Genomic DNA, 14,620 nt, shown 5'->3' with positions numbered 1-14,620 from the left:
GATCAGCCCCAAGGAGGAGGACCATGTCCGAGACCACCGCCGCCGCGCCGCTGCAGGCCGGCGACCGCGCCCCCGACTTCACCCTGCCCACCGCCGACGGCGCCCAGGTCACGCTCGCCGAGCTGCGCCAGAGCGCCGGCCGCGGGGTCGTCGTCTACTTCTACCCCAAGGCGGCCACCCCCGGCTGCACCACCGAGGCCTGCGACTTCCGGGACAACCTCGCCTCCCTCCGCAGTGCCGGGTACGCCGTCCTGGGCGTCTCGCCGGACCCGGTGGCGGACAACGCCGCCTTCGCCGACGCCGAGGAGCTCGGCTTCCCCCTCGCCTCCGACGTCGACCACGCCGTGGCCGACGCCTACGGCGTGTGGGGCCCGCGGACGGTCCAGGGTCGCTCCGTCACCGGGGTGCGCCGCTCGACCTTTGTGGTCGGGCCGGACGGCACCCTGCGCCTGGCGCAGTACGGCGTCGACCCCGAGGGGCACGTCGCCGCGCTGCGGGCCGAGCTCGGCGTCGACTGACCCCGGGCGCCGGCGGGCAGCGGCGCCCGGGCTGCCCGAACCGCTGCGGTCCGCCCTCGAGCGCGCCGGCCGCGAGGATCGACCCCGTCGTCTCTTCGTCCCACGAGACCCATGCAGTGCTGGCGATCCTTGACGGTAACCAGCGGGGCGGGGGAACCATGAACGTCATGACCACTGTCGCGATCGGATACGAGCAGAACCTGCCCAGCACCGACCCGGACAGCCTCATCGCCCGTGAGGTCGAGGTGCCCGAGCTCGGCCCGCACGACCTGCTCGTGGAGGTGCGGGCGGTGTCGGTGAACCCGGTCGACGTGAAGCTGCGCGCGAACGGACCCTCGGGCGGGTTCCGGGTGCTCGGCTTCGACGCCGCCGGCACCGTCCGGGAGGTGGGGGAGGGGGTGTCCCTGTTCGCGCCGGGCGACGAGGTGTTCTACGCCGGCACCACCGACCGGCCCGGCACGAACCAGCGCCTGCACGCCGTGGACGAGCGGATCGTCGGACGGAAGCCTGCGAGGCTCTCGTTCGCGGAGGCCGCGTCGTTGCCGCTGACGGCGATCACCGCCTGGGAGGCCCTGTTCGACCGGCTGCGGCTCACCGCCGACAGCCGCGGGACCCTGCTGGTCGTCGGGGCAACCGGCGGGGTCGGGTCGGTGATGCTCCAGCTCGCCGAAGCGCTCCTCCCGCGGGCGACGGTGATCGCGACCGCCTCGGACGAGGAGCGCGCCGGCTGGGTGCGCGAGCTCGGCGCCGAGCACGTGGTCGACCACCACGGCGACCTCGCCGCCCAGGTGCGAGCCATCGCACCGGACGGTGTGGACTGGCTGTTCACCGCCCACTCCGAGGGCAGGTCCCGCTCTACGCCGACATCGTGCGTCCGTTCGGGCAGATCGTCGCGATCGACGACGGATCCCGCGACGTTGCCCCGCTCAAGGACAAGAGCATCGCCTGGCACTGGGAGCTCATGTTCACCCGCCCCCTCCACCAGACCGACGACCTGATCGAGCAGCACCGGCTCCTCACCCGGGTTGCGGAGCTCGCGGACCACGGGCGCATCCGTCCCACCGTCACGCGGACGCTCACCCCGATCACGCCCGAGACGCTGCGCGAGGCGCACGCACTGGTCGAAACCGGCCGCACCGTCGGCAAGGTGGTGGTCCACGATCGAGCCGAGTAGTCAGATCCGGGGACAACAGGGGAGCAGCTCTCGGCAGCCTCCTCGGCGCAGCAGCGCCAGACGCCACCGGCGACCACACGCACCAGCTATGTGCGCCGGTGTCGCAATGACCTTCTCGGCCTCGCGGTGTTCGTGCTCAGCACAAACCACGACCACCGGCGGACCACCGCCGACGCCGAATCCACTGGCAACGACCTCGCCGTCGTGACCCCCACCCGTGGACGGCAGCAGACGGAGCCGGTAACCGTTGCCCTGTGGCGTTCCGGAACGGTAGGCGATCGCGAGCTGGCTGCATCGGGGTGCGCGACGGCCGAGCCCTCACGGCGCCCGGCCGCCAGCTCTCGGCCGTGAGCTGGCCAGCTGGCACGAGCCGGGCCGGACCGAGCAGGCCGGCGGGCACGCGATCGTCCGCAGGCCGGGGACCGATACAGTGGCGGTCGTACTCGGGCGCGCAAGGCGCCGCCGCCGAGACGAGGACAACCGATGGACGAGCCCATCGTCGAGCTCCGCCCCGAGCGGGCGGGGCTGAGCCGCGCCCGGATCGTCCGGGCGGGCATCGAGCTCGTGGACGCTCACGGGCTGACGGCCCTGAGCATGCGCCGGCTGGGCGCCGAGCTCGGCGTGGAGGCCATGGCGCTGTACCGGTACATCAACGGCCGCGAGGACCTCCTGGAGGCGATGGTCGACGAGCTCACCGGCCAGGTGCACCTGACCGGCGACCTCGACCTCGGTCCCGACGGCGGCTGGCAGGCCTACCTCCAGGCCCTCGCGCACGACGTGCGGGACATCGCCCACGCTCACCCCAACCTCTTCCCGCTCATGGCGACGCGGCACCCGGCGGCGCCCTGGCTGCGGCCGCCGCTGCGCAGCCTCGACCTCGTCGAGGACTTCCTCGCCTATCTCACCGGCGCCGGGTTCAGCGACGACGACGCCGTCGACGCCTACAAGGCGTTCACGAGCTTCCTGGTCGGTCACCTGCTCCTCACCGTCGCGCAGCGCACGACCGGGCCGGACCTGACCGACGAGACGCTCGACGAGGGCGGCGCGGACGTGCCGAACACGACGGTGGACCTCTCGGACTACCCCGAGGTGACCCGGCTGCGCACCAAGCTCTCCGAGGACCACGCCGAGGAGGAGTTCGAGCGCACGCTGGAACAGCTCCTGGACCGCATCGACGCCTCCGTCAGCCAGTAGCGCACCCCGGCCGGCCTGCTCCGGCCCCGGCCGGCCGCCGTCGTGCCAGCCCGCGGACAGTCTTCCCGGCGCCCGAACCCCTGGCACAACCATCATGCAGAGCCGGCCCGGCCACCCCGAATTTTCCCCGAATTAACACGGACTGATTCCTCTTTCCCCCCGTGCCGGTCTCCGCTACGTTCCGCTATTGCGAGCACGGGGAACCTGAACAACCCGTTCCGACCTGCACCGGCGGTGTCGCCGGCGGTCGGCGCGGGGCAGCCGGGAAGGGGAAGCGGCATGGTCCAGCTGGCGCCGGAGGGGACGCGTTCTGACCGGCTCGTGTCGAAGGGGTGGATCCAAGGGATCGCCCTGGTCATGCTGTTCGGTTTCTTCGTCATGGGCCTGCTGGCCCTGCGCACCTACACCGACTCCATGCCGCAGCCCGACCGGGTGGTGGACGAGGCCGGCGAGGTCGTCTTCACCGGCGAGGACGTCACCGCCGGCCAGCAGATCTTCCTGCGCCGGGGCCTGCAGCAGTACGGCTCCATCGTCGGCCACGGCGGCTACCTCGGCCCCGACTACACCGCCGACTACCTGCGCCGCTCCTCCACCTTCGTCCTGGACGCCCTGGAGGACGCCGGCACGCAGGACCCCCGCGGGGAGCTCGTCGAGGTCATGCGCACCAACCGCTACGACCCGGACACCGGCACCCTGGTCCTGACCGACCTGCAGGTGGAGGCCTTCACCGCCCTCCAGCAGCACTACGGCGACTTCTTCGGCGACCCGACCACCCAGTACGGGCTCATCCCCGGCGCCATCACCGACGACCAGGACATCCACCAGCTGACCTCCTTCTTCGCCTGGACCGCCTGGGCCGCGGCAGCCGAGCGGCCCGGCCACGACTACTCCTACACGAACAACTGGCCGGCCGAGCCGCTGGTGGACAACGGGCCGACGGCGGACGTCGTCGTCTGGTCCGGGCTCTCCCTCGTCGCCCTGCTGGCCGGGATCGGCGCCCTCTTCGCGGTGTACGGCCGGTGGAGCCGCAACATCGGCTGGCACTCGGTCGAGGCGAAGTCGCTGGCCTTCCGCCAGCCGGGGGAGGTGGCGGTCACCCCGGCCCAGCGCGCCACCGCCTGGTTCTTCCTGGTCATCGCCGTGCTCTTCCTCGCCCAGGCCCTCCTCGGCGGCGCGATCGAGCACTACCGCGCCGAGCTCAGCGACTTCTTCGGCTTCGACCTCGCCCAGCTCCTGCCCTACAACCTGGCCCGGACCTGGCACGTCCAGCTCTCCCTGTTCTGGACCGCGGCCGCGCTGCTCGCCGCCGGCATCTTCGTGGCCCCCTTCGTCTCCGGCCGCGAGCCCCGCGGCCAGCACTGGCTCACCTACGGCCTGCTCGGCGCCGTCGCGCTCGTGGTCGCCGGGTCGATGACCGGGGAGGCGCTGAGCATCTTCGGCGTCGACTGGGCCAAGGGCTCGCCGCTGTGGGACCAGCAGTGGGAGTACCTGGACCTGCCGCGGGTCTGGCAGATCCTCCTCGTGCTCGGGATGTTCATCTGGATCGCGATCATCTACCGCACCATCCGGTCCCGGCTGAAGACCGAGAACCGGTTCAACCTGCCGTGGGTGTTCTTCTACGCCGGGCTGGCCATCCCGGGCTTCTACGCCGTCGGCCTGCTGGCCGGCACGAGCACGCACCTGACGGTCGCCGAGTTCTGGCGCTTCTGGGTGGTGCACCTGTGGGTGGAGGACTTCCTCGAGCTCTTCACCACCGTGATGGTGGCCTACATCTTCGTCATGCTCGGCGTGGTCCGGCGGAAGATCGCCCTGCAGATCATCTTCCTCGACGTGATCCTCTACTCCGTCGGCGGCGTGCTCGGCACGATGCACCACCTCTACTTCTCCGGCACTCCGGTGGAGCACATGGCGCTCGGCGCGTTCTTCTCGGCGCTGGAGGTCATCCCGCTGACCTTCCTCACCGTCGAGGCGTGGACGTTCCTCCAGCTCGGCTCCCGGCAGGAGTCCCGCAGCTCGGCGCCGTTCCCGCACCGGTGGGCGGTGATGTTCCTCGTCGCCGTGGGATTCTGGAACTTCCTCGGCGCCGGCGTGTTCGGGTTCCTCATCAACCTGCCGATCGTCTCCTACTACCAGATCGGCACCGCGCTCACCGCCAACCACGCGCACGGGGCGATGATGGGCGTGTACGGGATGATGGCGGTGGGCCTGTCCCTGTTCGCGCTGCGTTATCTCATACCGGCGGCCCGCTGGCCGGACCGGCTGGCGAAGATTTCGTTCTGGTCCCTGAACATCGGCCTGGCGTGGATGGTCTTTGCCACGCTCCTGCCGCTCGGCGTCGTGCAGCTGTGGTACTCCGTCAACGACGGCTACTTCGAGGCCCGCTCGCTCAACTTCATCACCCGTCCGGGAAACGCGGTCCTGGAGTGGTTGCGGATGCCCGGCGACCTGGTCTTCATCGTCGGCGGGGTGCTGCCGTTCCTGTGGATCGCCTACCTCGGCGTCCGCTACCGCATCCGGGCAACCACGCTCGAGGTGCCGGAGGAGGCGCTGTTCGTCGAGGAGCAGCCGGTGCCGGCCGGGGCCGGGACGACGGCGGCGGGCACCGGGACGACGGCGGCCCAGGCCGGGCGGGCACCGGGTGTGGGCCCGGGACCGGGAGTCGGGGCGGGTCCCGGCCGGGCCGGCGGGTCGGGGACCGACCCCGGTTCCGCGGGCGGCGGCGGGGGCGGCGGTGCCGGGCCGGGCCCGGGCCGGGCGGGACCGCGGGACGGTGGTGGCGGCACCGGTCGGGGCGGCACGCGCTACGCCTCCGACCGCCGTCGGGACGACGACGACCCGGGCGGGCGATGACGGTGGCGAGCCAGCTTCGGACCGGTGGCCGACCACCAGCCGGCGGTCAGCCACGGGTCGGCGGCCGACCACAGGCCCGTGCTCAGCCACGGCGCGGCGGCCGAGCATCGGAGGCCCGCCGTGGGTGAGGTCGGGATCGTCACCTGGCTGGCGGCCGGGTACGGCGTCTTCCTCCTGCTGGTCGCCTTCGGCCTGGACGCCATGGCCCGGCGCACCGCCACCCGCGCCGGGGCCTGGAGCTCGGGGGCCTTCACCTACCACGCCGACCACGACGCCTGGATCTGCCCGGAGGACCAGTGGCTCTGGCCGCAGTCCTTCGACCCGGACAACCGGGTCATGCGCTACCGGGCCAGCCCGGCGGTGTGCAACGCCTGCCCGGTGAAAGAGACCTGCACGACGTCGATGCACGGCCGGGAGGTCACCCGCAACGTCGACCCCTGGCCGAGCTCGGAGGCGGAGCGGTTCCACCGAGGGATCGCCTGCGCGGTCGCCGTCCTGGGCGCCGCCTGGCCGGCCGGCATGCTGCTCACCGTCCAGGCGCCCGGCGAGGCGCTCGTGCTGTCCGCCGCGGTCGCGCTCGTGCTCGGCGGCAGTTGGCCGCTGTGGTCGCACCTGCGGCGCAGCCCCGCCGCGTTCCCCGACCACGTCAGGGTCGAGCCGCCGGACGAGGCGGCGGTGGCCCGGGCCGTGGCTGCCGCCCGGGAGGCCCGGCGCCGGTCGGGCTACCGCAGCGACCGCCGCGCCGACGGGCAGGTGGGAGCGAGCGCCGGTAGCGGGCCGGTCTCGGTGCAGATCGGGCGTCGTCCGGGCCGGGGCGACCGGCTCGCGCCCGGAACGGCGAACGGGTTCGGTCGCGGGGCGGCAGGCGACGCGGCCGGAGGCCGCACGCCCGGGGCGGCCGACGGGCACGGCACCGCCGACGCCGAACCGGCCCGCCCGGACCGGTTCGCCACCCGGTGGGGGGCGTTCGAGCAGGCCGCCGAGGGCGAGGAGCTCCCCGGCGGCTGGAGCAGGAGGAAGGCATGACTACAGGCGCGGTCCTGGCGGTGGTGGCCGCCGTCGTCGTCCTCGGGCTGGCGCTCGCCTCGGTGCGGGTGCTGCGCGAGTACGAGCGGGGCGTGGCGTTCCGGCTCGGCCGGCTCCGCGAGCCCCTGCAGCCCGGGGTGCGGCTGCTCGTGCCCGGGCTGGACAAGCTCGTCCGGGTCGACCTGCGCGTGGTCACCCTGACCATCCCGCCGCAGGAGGTCATCACCAAGGACAACGTCCCGGCCCGGGTCAACGCCGTCGTCCTGTTCAAGGTGACCGACCCGGTGCGCTCGGTGATGGCGGTGGAGAACCACGCCGTCGCCACCTCCCAGATCGCCCAGACCACGCTGCGCTCGGTGGTCGGCCGGGCGGACCTGGACACCCTGCTCGCCCACCGGGCCGACCTCAACGAAGACCTGGCCCGGACCATCGACGCCCAGACCGAGCCGTGGGGGGTGCACGTGCAGGTGGTGGAGATCAAGGACGTGGAGATCCCCGAGGCGATGCAGCGGGCGATGGCCCGGGAGGCCGAGGCGGAGCGGGAGCGGCGCGCCAAGATCATCAACGCCCGCGGGGAGCTGCAGGCCTCCGAGGAGCTCCGGCAGGCCGCCGACACCCTCAGCCGCAGCCCGGCCTCGCTCCAGCTGCGCTACCTCCAGACCCTCCTCGAGCTCGGCGCGGACCAGAACTCCACGGTCGTCTTCCCGCTGCCGATCGACATCATCGGCCCGTTCCTGGGCAAGCTGCCCGAGCTCGCCCAGGTGCTCGGCCGGTCCGCCGGGCAGGGCGGCAACGGACGGGTCGCCGGGCCTGGCGACGGCGGCACGGCCGGGACGTCCGCGGATGACGGCGCCGCCGGTGGTCGGGACGGCGCGGGTAGTCGCGCCGGCGGCGGTCGTGCCGACGGCGGCCGGCCCAGCGCCCAGCCGGGCGTGGAGCGGACGCACCATGGCTGAGCCGTCCAGCACCGCTCCCGAGCCCGGGGCCCACTCCAGCACGCAGCCGACCGGCCGCGCTGGTGGCACGGGCCCGACCGGCCGCGCCGACGGTATGGACCCGGCTGGCCGCGCCGGGGCCACGGAACCGACCGGCCGCACCGACGGCGGCGAGCCGACGGAGCGCGCCGGCTCCTCGCGCCCGCTGCCGGGCATCCGCCTGGTCATCGGCGGCGTGATCGTCGCCGTGCTGGCGCCGCTGTTCGGCTTCCTCGGCGGGTCGATGGCGGGAACCTCCGGCACCGGGGACCTCGCCGACCCGGTCTACCTCTTCCTCGTCGGCGGGATCGTCATCGGTGGGGTGGGGGCCGTCGTCGCCATCGTCAGCGGGCTCCGTCTCGCCCGGGCGCTCAGCACCCGGCCGGCGCGAGCGCCCGACGACGCGCCGGGACCGCTGGCCGGATAGCCGGCGGCAGCCGGGGAGGGCTGCGGCGGTCCGCCCGGCTCGGCCCCGGGCCGTCTGCCCCGGCACCCCGCCGTGTGCCGGCACGGTCAGCTGTTGACCCGGTCGCCGTCGGCCTGCAGTGAATCGGTTCCCGCCACCGGGAATGCCTCCAAGGCGGGGGAGGCCAGCACGGCCGCGATGGTCTCCGTGCTGCCGCCGACCACGGTGGAGTCGAAGTCGACCTCGGTCGCCACGCATTAGGCTCGGTCCGCCGGCCAGAACAGGCTCGGGGACTGCGTCCACGGCGCCTCGGGGCCGTCGTACTGCGCGACGCCGGCCATCGCCGAGAGCGGACCACGGAGCAGGTGGTAGTCGCGGTGGGGCAGGTGCAGCCGCGGGGCCGCCCGCTCCTCCCGGCTGAACAGCGGCGGCGGGTACTCCTGGGTCGTCGTGCCGTCGTCGTGGAACGTGATGCGCCAGCTGCCGCCGTTGTGGGATCCCCACCCATCCCAGATCGCGAAGAAGCAGTCCTCCGCCGTGGTCGTGCGCGTGGCGAGCAGGTCGCAGAGGGCGAGGAGCGGCGCGACGGGCAGGTTGCCCTCCTCCGGCGACCCGTCCGCCCAGAGGTCGGAGGTGGTGGCCCAGGGGTCCTCGGCGCCGATGAGCCGGTGCCACTGCACGGTCGGGTGCACCCGCCGCCCGGTCACCTCGGCGACCCGCGACCAGGGCACGACGGACCCATCGCCGAGCTCGACGGGGTGCAGGATCCGGGCGTACGCCGGGTACCCGTCCGGGACCGTGCCGCTGACCGTGCCCATCCGCCCGGTCACTCGCCGGACGACCCAGTCCGCGTGCGAGACGTCGGCGACGACGCTCGCCTCGTCGGTCCACATGGCCGCCAGTGTCCCAGGCACGTGGCACCTGGATCGTCCGCCCACCCGCCAACTCTCTTGACGGCACCCCCCGCCCCCTCTACGTTTAACGAGCCGGTTAAACGAAGGGAGTGTTGAGTGGCAGGCACTGACCAGCTCAGCGCCGTGTTCTTCGCGCTCGCGGACCCGACTCGGCGTGCGATCCTCGCCGACCTGGCCGAGCGCGACGCCACGGTCACCGAGCTCACGGCTCCCCACCCCATCTCGATGCCAGCGGTGTCGCGGCACCTGAAGGTGCTCGAGCGCGCCACCCTCATCTCGCGGACGCGCTCGGGCAAGTGGCGCGCGAGCCACCTCGAAGCTGCGCCGCTGCGCGAGGCGGCGGACTGGATCGAGCGCTACCGGAAGTTCTGGGACTCGTCCCTCACCCGCCTCGACGCCCACCTCGCCGCGGTGCAGGCCGATGGAGGCGCAACGAACCCGACGGACCGCAACCCCGAGACGCCCACCGAAACGACCTCGGACCACAAGGAGTCCTGATGCAGACAGAACCCCCGCAGATCGACATCTCGCGCGTGCTCGACGCGCCGCGGGAGCTCGTCTATCGAGCCTTCACCGATCCGGACCACTTCGTGGCCTGGTGGGGTCCGGTCGGCAACTCGCTACCGCGCAAGGAGATCGAGTTCGACGTGCGCCCGGGCGGCCACCAGCGATGGACGGAGGTCTCCGCAGCCGATTCCCGCGTACGGGTCCACGTCTACGTCGATCTCACAGACGTCATCGACGGCGAGCTCCTCGACGGCCTCATGCACGTCAGCGGCCAGCTCCCGGACGGCGTCGAGCCGTTCGAGACGAGAGTCCGAGTCGAGCTCTACGACGAGGCCGACGGACGGACGCGACTCAAGATCCGCCAGTGGCTCCCCACGCACGTGACGGGCGATGCAGAGCGGGGTTGGCTCGAAGCCCTGACCAAGCTGGACGCAGCGCTGATCGGTACCCAGGCCTCGCCGTCGATCGTCGAGGTGCAGTGACATGGCCAAGCTGGTCTACGTGACGAACGTGTCACTTGATGGGTACGTCGAGGACAAGGACGGCGCCTTCAACCTGTACCCGCACAACGACGACGTGTTCGCGGCCTACACCGATCTCATACGTTCCGTGGGCACGTTCCTCTACGGACGGCGCCTGTACGAGACGATGGCCCCTTGGGAGACCAACGCCGCCCTCGCCGCGCAGTCCGACCTTACGGCCGACTTCGCCACCGCCTGGCAAGCGGCGAGCAAGGTCGTCTACTCAACGACCCTGGCCGCGGTGCCCACCGCCGATACCCGGCTCGAACAACGCTTCGATGCTGCTGCCGTACACGACATGAAGGCCTCGGCCACCAGCGATCTCACCGTCGGTGGCGCACACCTGGCGGCGCAGGCGTTCACGGCCGGGCTGGTCGATGAGTGCCAGCTGTTCGTCTGGCCCTGGATTATCGGCGGGGGCAAGCCAGCGCTGCCGAGCGACACTCGCGCCGAGCTGGAGCTCCTCGATGAGCACCGATTCGATAACGGCGTCGTGCGTCTCCGCTATCGCATCCCGACCTGAGCTCACCCGCTTGTCGGGTCGTCCCGCCTGCCGGGTCAGTCGTGGCTGGCGGGTTCCTCCACCTCGCCGGCCGCGTGGCGGGCGAGGACGAAGAGCAGGTCCGAGAGCCGGTTGAGGTAGTGGGCGACCGGCTCGGACACCGCATGACCGGCCTCGCGCGCGGCGACCACGTGCCGCTCGGCGCGGCGGGCGACGGCGCGGGTGTGGTCCAGCGCCGCGGACGTCGCCGTCGTGCCGGGCACCACGAACACCGGCCGGAGCGGTCGTTCGGATACCAGCCGGTCCATGAGCTCCTCCAGCGCCAGGACCATCTCGCTGGTCACCCGGGAGACGCCGTCGGTCAGGTGGTGCCGCCGGTCGGGGTGGGTGGCCAGGTCGGCGCCGACGACGAAGAGCTCGCGCTGGAGGCGCAGCAGCAGCTCGGCCAGGTCTGGTTCCGCGGCGCCCGCACGGGCGACGCCGAGGAGGGCGACCGTCTCGTCGACGTCGCCGTAGCCCTCCACCAGCACGTCGGCCTTGGAGACCCGCCCGCCCAGGAACAGGCCGGTGTCGCCGTCGTCGCCGGTGCGGGTGTAGATCTTCGCCACGCCGGCAGCATGACATGCCGCCCGCACCTGCGGTGGGGTGTTTGGCCGGGGGCCAGCCGCGCGCCGGGCCGCCATGCCGACAGACCCGCACGGCACCCTCGACCACCACTACATCTGGTGGTTACACTGGTGTTGTTATCTCATATGTTGTGGTGGTCGACGGCCAGATCAGGGTCATACTGGGACCTTCGGCCCCATCGATCTGGCCAGCCGGACGGTAAGGAGCAGGCGGATGTCCGTGACCCGAGCGGGAGGCACGCAGGGCATGCCCAGGAGCGAGACCAGGTCCGAGCGCGAGGGCCGCCAGCCGGGCCGCGAGCGCCGGCCGGCCGGCACGGGCCAGGCCGGCACGCCCGGCGGCACGCACCGGACCGGCACTCACGGCGGCACGGGCCAGCCGGCCGGCGCGGACGGGCCGGGCGCGGGGCGCGGCGCCCGCCGCGGGCTGCGCATCCCGCGGGTCTTCTCCACGGCCGGCACCCACCCCTACGAGGAGGTGGCCTGGGAGCGGCGCGACGTCGTGCAGACCAACTGGCGCACCGGGGAGACGATCTTCGAGCAGGCCGGCGTGGAGTTCCCGGCCGACTGGTCCATGAACGCCACCACCATCGTGACCACCAAGTACTTCCGCGGCGCGGTGGGCTCCGCCGACCGCGAGCACAGCCTCAAGCAGGTCATCGACCGGGTGGTCGGCGCCTACACGGCGGCCGGGCGCGAGCACGGCTACTTCGCCACCGACGCGGACGCCGTCGTCTTCGCCGAGGAGCTCACCTGGCTGCTGCTGCACCAGCACTTCGCGTTCAACTCGCCCGTCTGGTTCAACGTCGGGACCCCCTCCCCGCAGCAGGTCAGCGCGTGCTTCATCCTCTCGGTGGACGACACCATGGAGTCGATCCTGAACTGGTACCGCGAGGAGGGCCTGATCTTCAAGGGCGGCTCCGGCGCCGGCCTGAACCTCTCCCGGATCCGCTCGAGCAAGGAGCTGCTCTCCTCCGGCGGCACCGCCTCCGGGCCGGTCTCCTTCATGCGCGGCGCGGACGCCTCCGCCGGCACCATCAAGTCCGGCGGCGCCACCCGCCGGGCCGCGAAGATGGTCGTCCTCGACGTCGACCACCCCGACATCGCCGAGTTCGTCCAGACCAAGGCCCGCGAGGAGCAGAAGATCCGGGCCCTGCGCGCGGCCGGGTTCGAGATGGACCTGGACGGGCGGGACATCGTCTCGGTGCAGTACCAGAACGCCAACAACTCCGTCCGGGTCACCGGGGAGTTCATGCGCGCCGTCGAGGACGGCACACGGTTCGGGCTGCGCGCCCGCCAGGACGGCCGGGTCCTGGAGGAGGTGGACGCCCGGGCCCTGTTCCGGTCCATCGCCCAGGCCGCCTGGGAGTGCGCCGACCCGGGCCTGCAGTACGACGACACCATCAACGACTGGCACACCAGCCCCGAGGCCGGCCGGATCAGCGCGTCGAACCCCTGCAGCGAGTACATGCACCTGGACAACTCCTCGTGCAACCTCTCCTCGATCAACCTGCTGAAGTTCCTTCGCGCGGACGACACCTTCGACGTCGACCGGTTCGTGGCCGCCGTCGAGCTCATCACGACGGCGATGGACATCTCCATCTGCTTCGCGGACTTCCCGACCGAGGCGATCGCGGAGACCACCCGGGCCTACCGCCAGCTGGGCATCGGCTACGCCAACCTCGGCGCCCTGCTGATGGCCACCGGCCACGGCTACGACTCCGACGGCGGCCGCGCGCTCGCGGCGTCGATCACCTCGCTGATGACGGCGACGGCGTACCGCCGCTCCGCCGAGCTCGCCGCGGAGCTGGGGGCGTACGCGGGCTACTCGCGCGACGCCGCCGCGCACCAGCGGGTGATGCGCAAGCACGCCGCCGCCAACGACGACCTGCGCACCCTCGGCGCCATGGACGCCGCGGTGCACGCCGCCGCGACCGCGCAGTGGCAGGCCGGGCTGACCCTCGGCGCCGAGCACGGCTGGCGCAACGCCCAGGCCTCGCTGCTCGCCCCCACCGGGACCATCGGCTTCATGATGGACTGCGACACCACCGGGATCGAGCCGGACTTCTCGCTGGTGAAGTTCAAGAAGCTCGTCGGTGGCGGGTCGATGCAGATCGTCAACCAGACGGTCCCGCGGGCGCTGCGCCGGCTCGGCTACGCCGGGGAGACGGTCGAGGCGATCGTGGAGCACATCGCCGAGCACGGCCACGTGGTCGACGCCCCCGGGCTGCGGCCGGAGCACTACGAGGTCTTTGACACCGCCATGGGCCGGCGGTCCATCGCCCCGATGGGGCACGTGCAGATGATGGCCGCGGTCCAGCCGTTCCTCTCCGGCGCGATCTCCAAGACGGTGAACCTGCCCGAGTCGGCCACCGTGGAGGACATCGAGCAGGTGTACTTCGACGGGTGGAAGCTCGGCCTGAAGGCGCTCGCCGTCTACCGGGACAACTGCAAGGTGGGCCAGCCGCTGTCCGACGCCAAGGCGGCGCCGGCGTCCGCAGGTGGGTCCCCGGGTGCGTCCGACGGCGCCGCCGGCGCGGCTGCCGACGCCCCGGCGGGCACGGGCACGGCCGCCGTCGCCCCTACTGCCCCGGCCGCCGTCGTCCCGACGACCGCCGGCCCGGACGTCCCGGCCCCGGCCGTGCGCAAGCGCCTGCCGAAGCAGCGCCAGTCGATCACCACCTCCTTCACCGTCGGCGGCGCCGAGGGGTACCTGACCGCCGGGTCCTACCCGAACGACGGGCTCGGGGAGGTCTTCCTCAAGCTCGGCAAGCAGGGCTCCACCCTGTCCGGGGTGATGGACGCCTTCTCCATCGCGGTCTCGGTCGGGCTGCAGCACGGGGTGCCGCTGGAGACCTTCGTCCGCAAGTTCACCAACCTGCGGTTCGAGCCGGCCGGCCTGACCGACGACCCCGACGTGCGGATGGCGCAGTCGATCATGGACTACATCTTCCGGCGCCTCGCCCTGGACCACCTGCCCTTCGAGACCCGGGCCTCCATGGGCATCTACACGACGGCGGAGCGCGCCCGCGCCCTGGAGACCGGCTCCTACGAGCCGGCCCCCGCGGAGGTCGACCTGCAGGCGCCGGAGAGCGGCACCGCTCCTGGCACGCCGCACGCGCCGACGGCGTCTGGTCCCGCTGGGCCGACGGCGGGCGGTCCGGCTGGGCCGACGCCGGCCGGGCCGGCTGGGCCGACGGCGGCCGGTCCCGCGGCGCCGGCGTCCCCGCGCCGGTCCGCGCACTCCTCAGCCGAGCTCCTCGAGCTCCAGCAGGGGCAGACGGCCGACGCGCCGCTGTGCATGTCCTGCGGGATCAAGATGCGCCCGGCCGGCACCTGCTACGTGTGCGAGGGGTGCGGCGCCACCAGCGGCTGCAGCTGAGCAGCGGGCGGCGCGGCCCCGGATAC

14 protein-coding genes and 1 pseudogene are annotated in these 14,620 nt (G+C 72.7%); 12 read left to right on the top strand and 3 right to left on the bottom strand.

Annotation, left to right across the window (positions count from 1 at the left end):
* Positions 1-23: 23 nt before the first annotated feature.
* The 8 genes and pseudogenes from MF406_RS00870 (at position 24) to MF406_RS00835 (ending at position 8,163) form a co-directional block, all read left to right on the top strand.
* The gene (locus MF406_RS00870) at positions 24-518 is read left to right on the top strand and encodes a peroxiredoxin (RefSeq protein ID WP_242896158.1); all 495 of its coding nucleotides are present in this window, start codon (positions 24-26) and stop codon (positions 516-518) included.
* A 167-nt stretch (positions 519-685) separates the two neighbouring features.
* A complete protein-coding gene (locus MF406_RS00865; RefSeq protein WP_242896157.1) occupies positions 686-1,516 on the top strand; it encodes an alcohol dehydrogenase catalytic domain-containing protein in 831 nt (276 codons plus the stop codon).
* On the top strand, positions 1,405-1,692 hold the full coding sequence (locus MF406_RS00860; RefSeq protein ID WP_242897898.1) for a zinc-binding dehydrogenase: 288 nt from the start codon (positions 1,405-1,407) through the stop codon (positions 1,690-1,692). Before MF406_RS00865 ends, MF406_RS00860 begins: the two co-directional genes overlap by 112 nt.
* A 483-nt stretch (positions 1,693-2,175) precedes the next feature.
* Positions 2,176-2,886 (top strand): TetR/AcrR family transcriptional regulator, encoded by a 711-nt coding sequence (locus MF406_RS00855; RefSeq protein ID WP_242896156.1) that lies wholly within the window; start codon positions 2,176-2,178, stop codon positions 2,884-2,886.
* Between the two features lie 357 nt (positions 2,887-3,243).
* Complete coding sequence (locus MF406_RS00850; protein WP_242896155.1) at positions 3,244-5,736, top strand: nitric-oxide reductase large subunit; 2,493 nt, start codon at positions 3,244-3,246, stop codon at positions 5,734-5,736.
* Positions 5,737-5,856: 120 nt separating this feature from the next.
* A complete protein-coding gene (locus MF406_RS00845) occupies positions 5,857-6,762 on the top strand; it encodes a hypothetical protein (protein WP_242896154.1) in 906 nt (301 codons plus the stop codon).
* A pseudogene (locus tag MF406_RS00840) lies at positions 6,759-7,508 on the top strand (slipin family protein); the annotation flags it as partial. The gene MF406_RS00845 and the pseudogene MF406_RS00840, both read left to right, overlap by 4 nt.
* A 202-nt stretch (positions 7,509-7,710) precedes the next feature.
* Positions 7,711-8,163, top strand: a complete 453-nt coding sequence (locus tag MF406_RS00835) for a hypothetical protein (RefSeq protein WP_242896153.1) — start codon at positions 7,711-7,713, stop codon at positions 8,161-8,163.
* An 86-nt stretch (positions 8,164-8,249) separates the two neighbouring features.
* Here the strand turns inward: MF406_RS00835 and MF406_RS00830 are convergent, their stop codons facing one another.
* On the bottom strand, positions 8,250-8,396 hold the full coding sequence (locus tag MF406_RS00830) for a hypothetical protein (RefSeq protein ID WP_242896152.1): 147 nt from the start codon (positions 8,394-8,396) through the stop codon (positions 8,250-8,252).
* Positions 8,397-8,399: 3 nt separating this feature from the next.
* Positions 8,400-9,035, bottom strand: a complete 636-nt coding sequence (locus tag MF406_RS00825; protein ID WP_242896151.1) for a hypothetical protein — start codon at positions 9,033-9,035, stop codon at positions 8,400-8,402.
* 117 nt (positions 9,036-9,152) lie between these two features.
* Here MF406_RS00825 and MF406_RS00820 point away from each other — a divergent pair, with 117 nt between their 5' ends.
* From MF406_RS00820 to MF406_RS00810, 3 genes are read left to right on the top strand one after another with little or no spacing between them, the layout of a single operon-like run.
* Entirely contained in the window at positions 9,153-9,554 is a 402-nt protein-coding gene (locus MF406_RS00820; RefSeq protein ID WP_242896150.1) for a helix-turn-helix transcriptional regulator, read from the top strand.
* Positions 9,554-10,045: an SRPBCC domain-containing protein gene (locus MF406_RS00815; protein WP_242896149.1), complete on the top strand. Its 492-nt coding sequence runs from the start codon at positions 9,554-9,556 to the stop codon at positions 10,043-10,045. Before MF406_RS00820 ends, MF406_RS00815 begins: the two co-directional genes overlap by 1 nt.
* Position 10,046: 1 nt before the next feature.
* Positions 10,047-10,607 (top strand): dihydrofolate reductase family protein, encoded by a 561-nt coding sequence (locus tag MF406_RS00810; RefSeq protein WP_242896148.1) that lies wholly within the window; start codon positions 10,047-10,049, stop codon positions 10,605-10,607.
* Positions 10,608-10,642: 35 nt separating this feature from the next.
* Here MF406_RS00810 and MF406_RS00805 read toward each other — a convergent pair whose 3' ends face one another.
* On the bottom strand, positions 10,643-11,194 hold the full coding sequence (locus MF406_RS00805; protein WP_242896147.1) for a cob(I)yrinic acid a,c-diamide adenosyltransferase: 552 nt from the start codon (positions 11,192-11,194) through the stop codon (positions 10,643-10,645).
* A gap of 232 nt (positions 11,195-11,426) precedes the next feature.
* Here MF406_RS00805 and MF406_RS00800 point away from each other — a divergent pair, with 232 nt between their 5' ends.
* Positions 11,427-14,594, top strand: a complete 3,168-nt coding sequence (locus MF406_RS00800; protein WP_242896146.1) for a vitamin B12-dependent ribonucleotide reductase — start codon at positions 11,427-11,429, stop codon at positions 14,592-14,594.
* The last annotated feature ends 26 nt before the right edge of the window (positions 14,595-14,620 follow it).

It is taken from the genome of Georgenia sp. TF02-10 (assembly GCF_022759505.1).
Lineage (GTDB): Bacteria > Actinomycetota > Actinomycetes > Actinomycetales > Actinomycetaceae > TF02-10.
The sequence above is the reverse complement of the archived record's forward strand: the minus strand, read 5'-3'. Positions and strand labels throughout refer to the sequence as shown.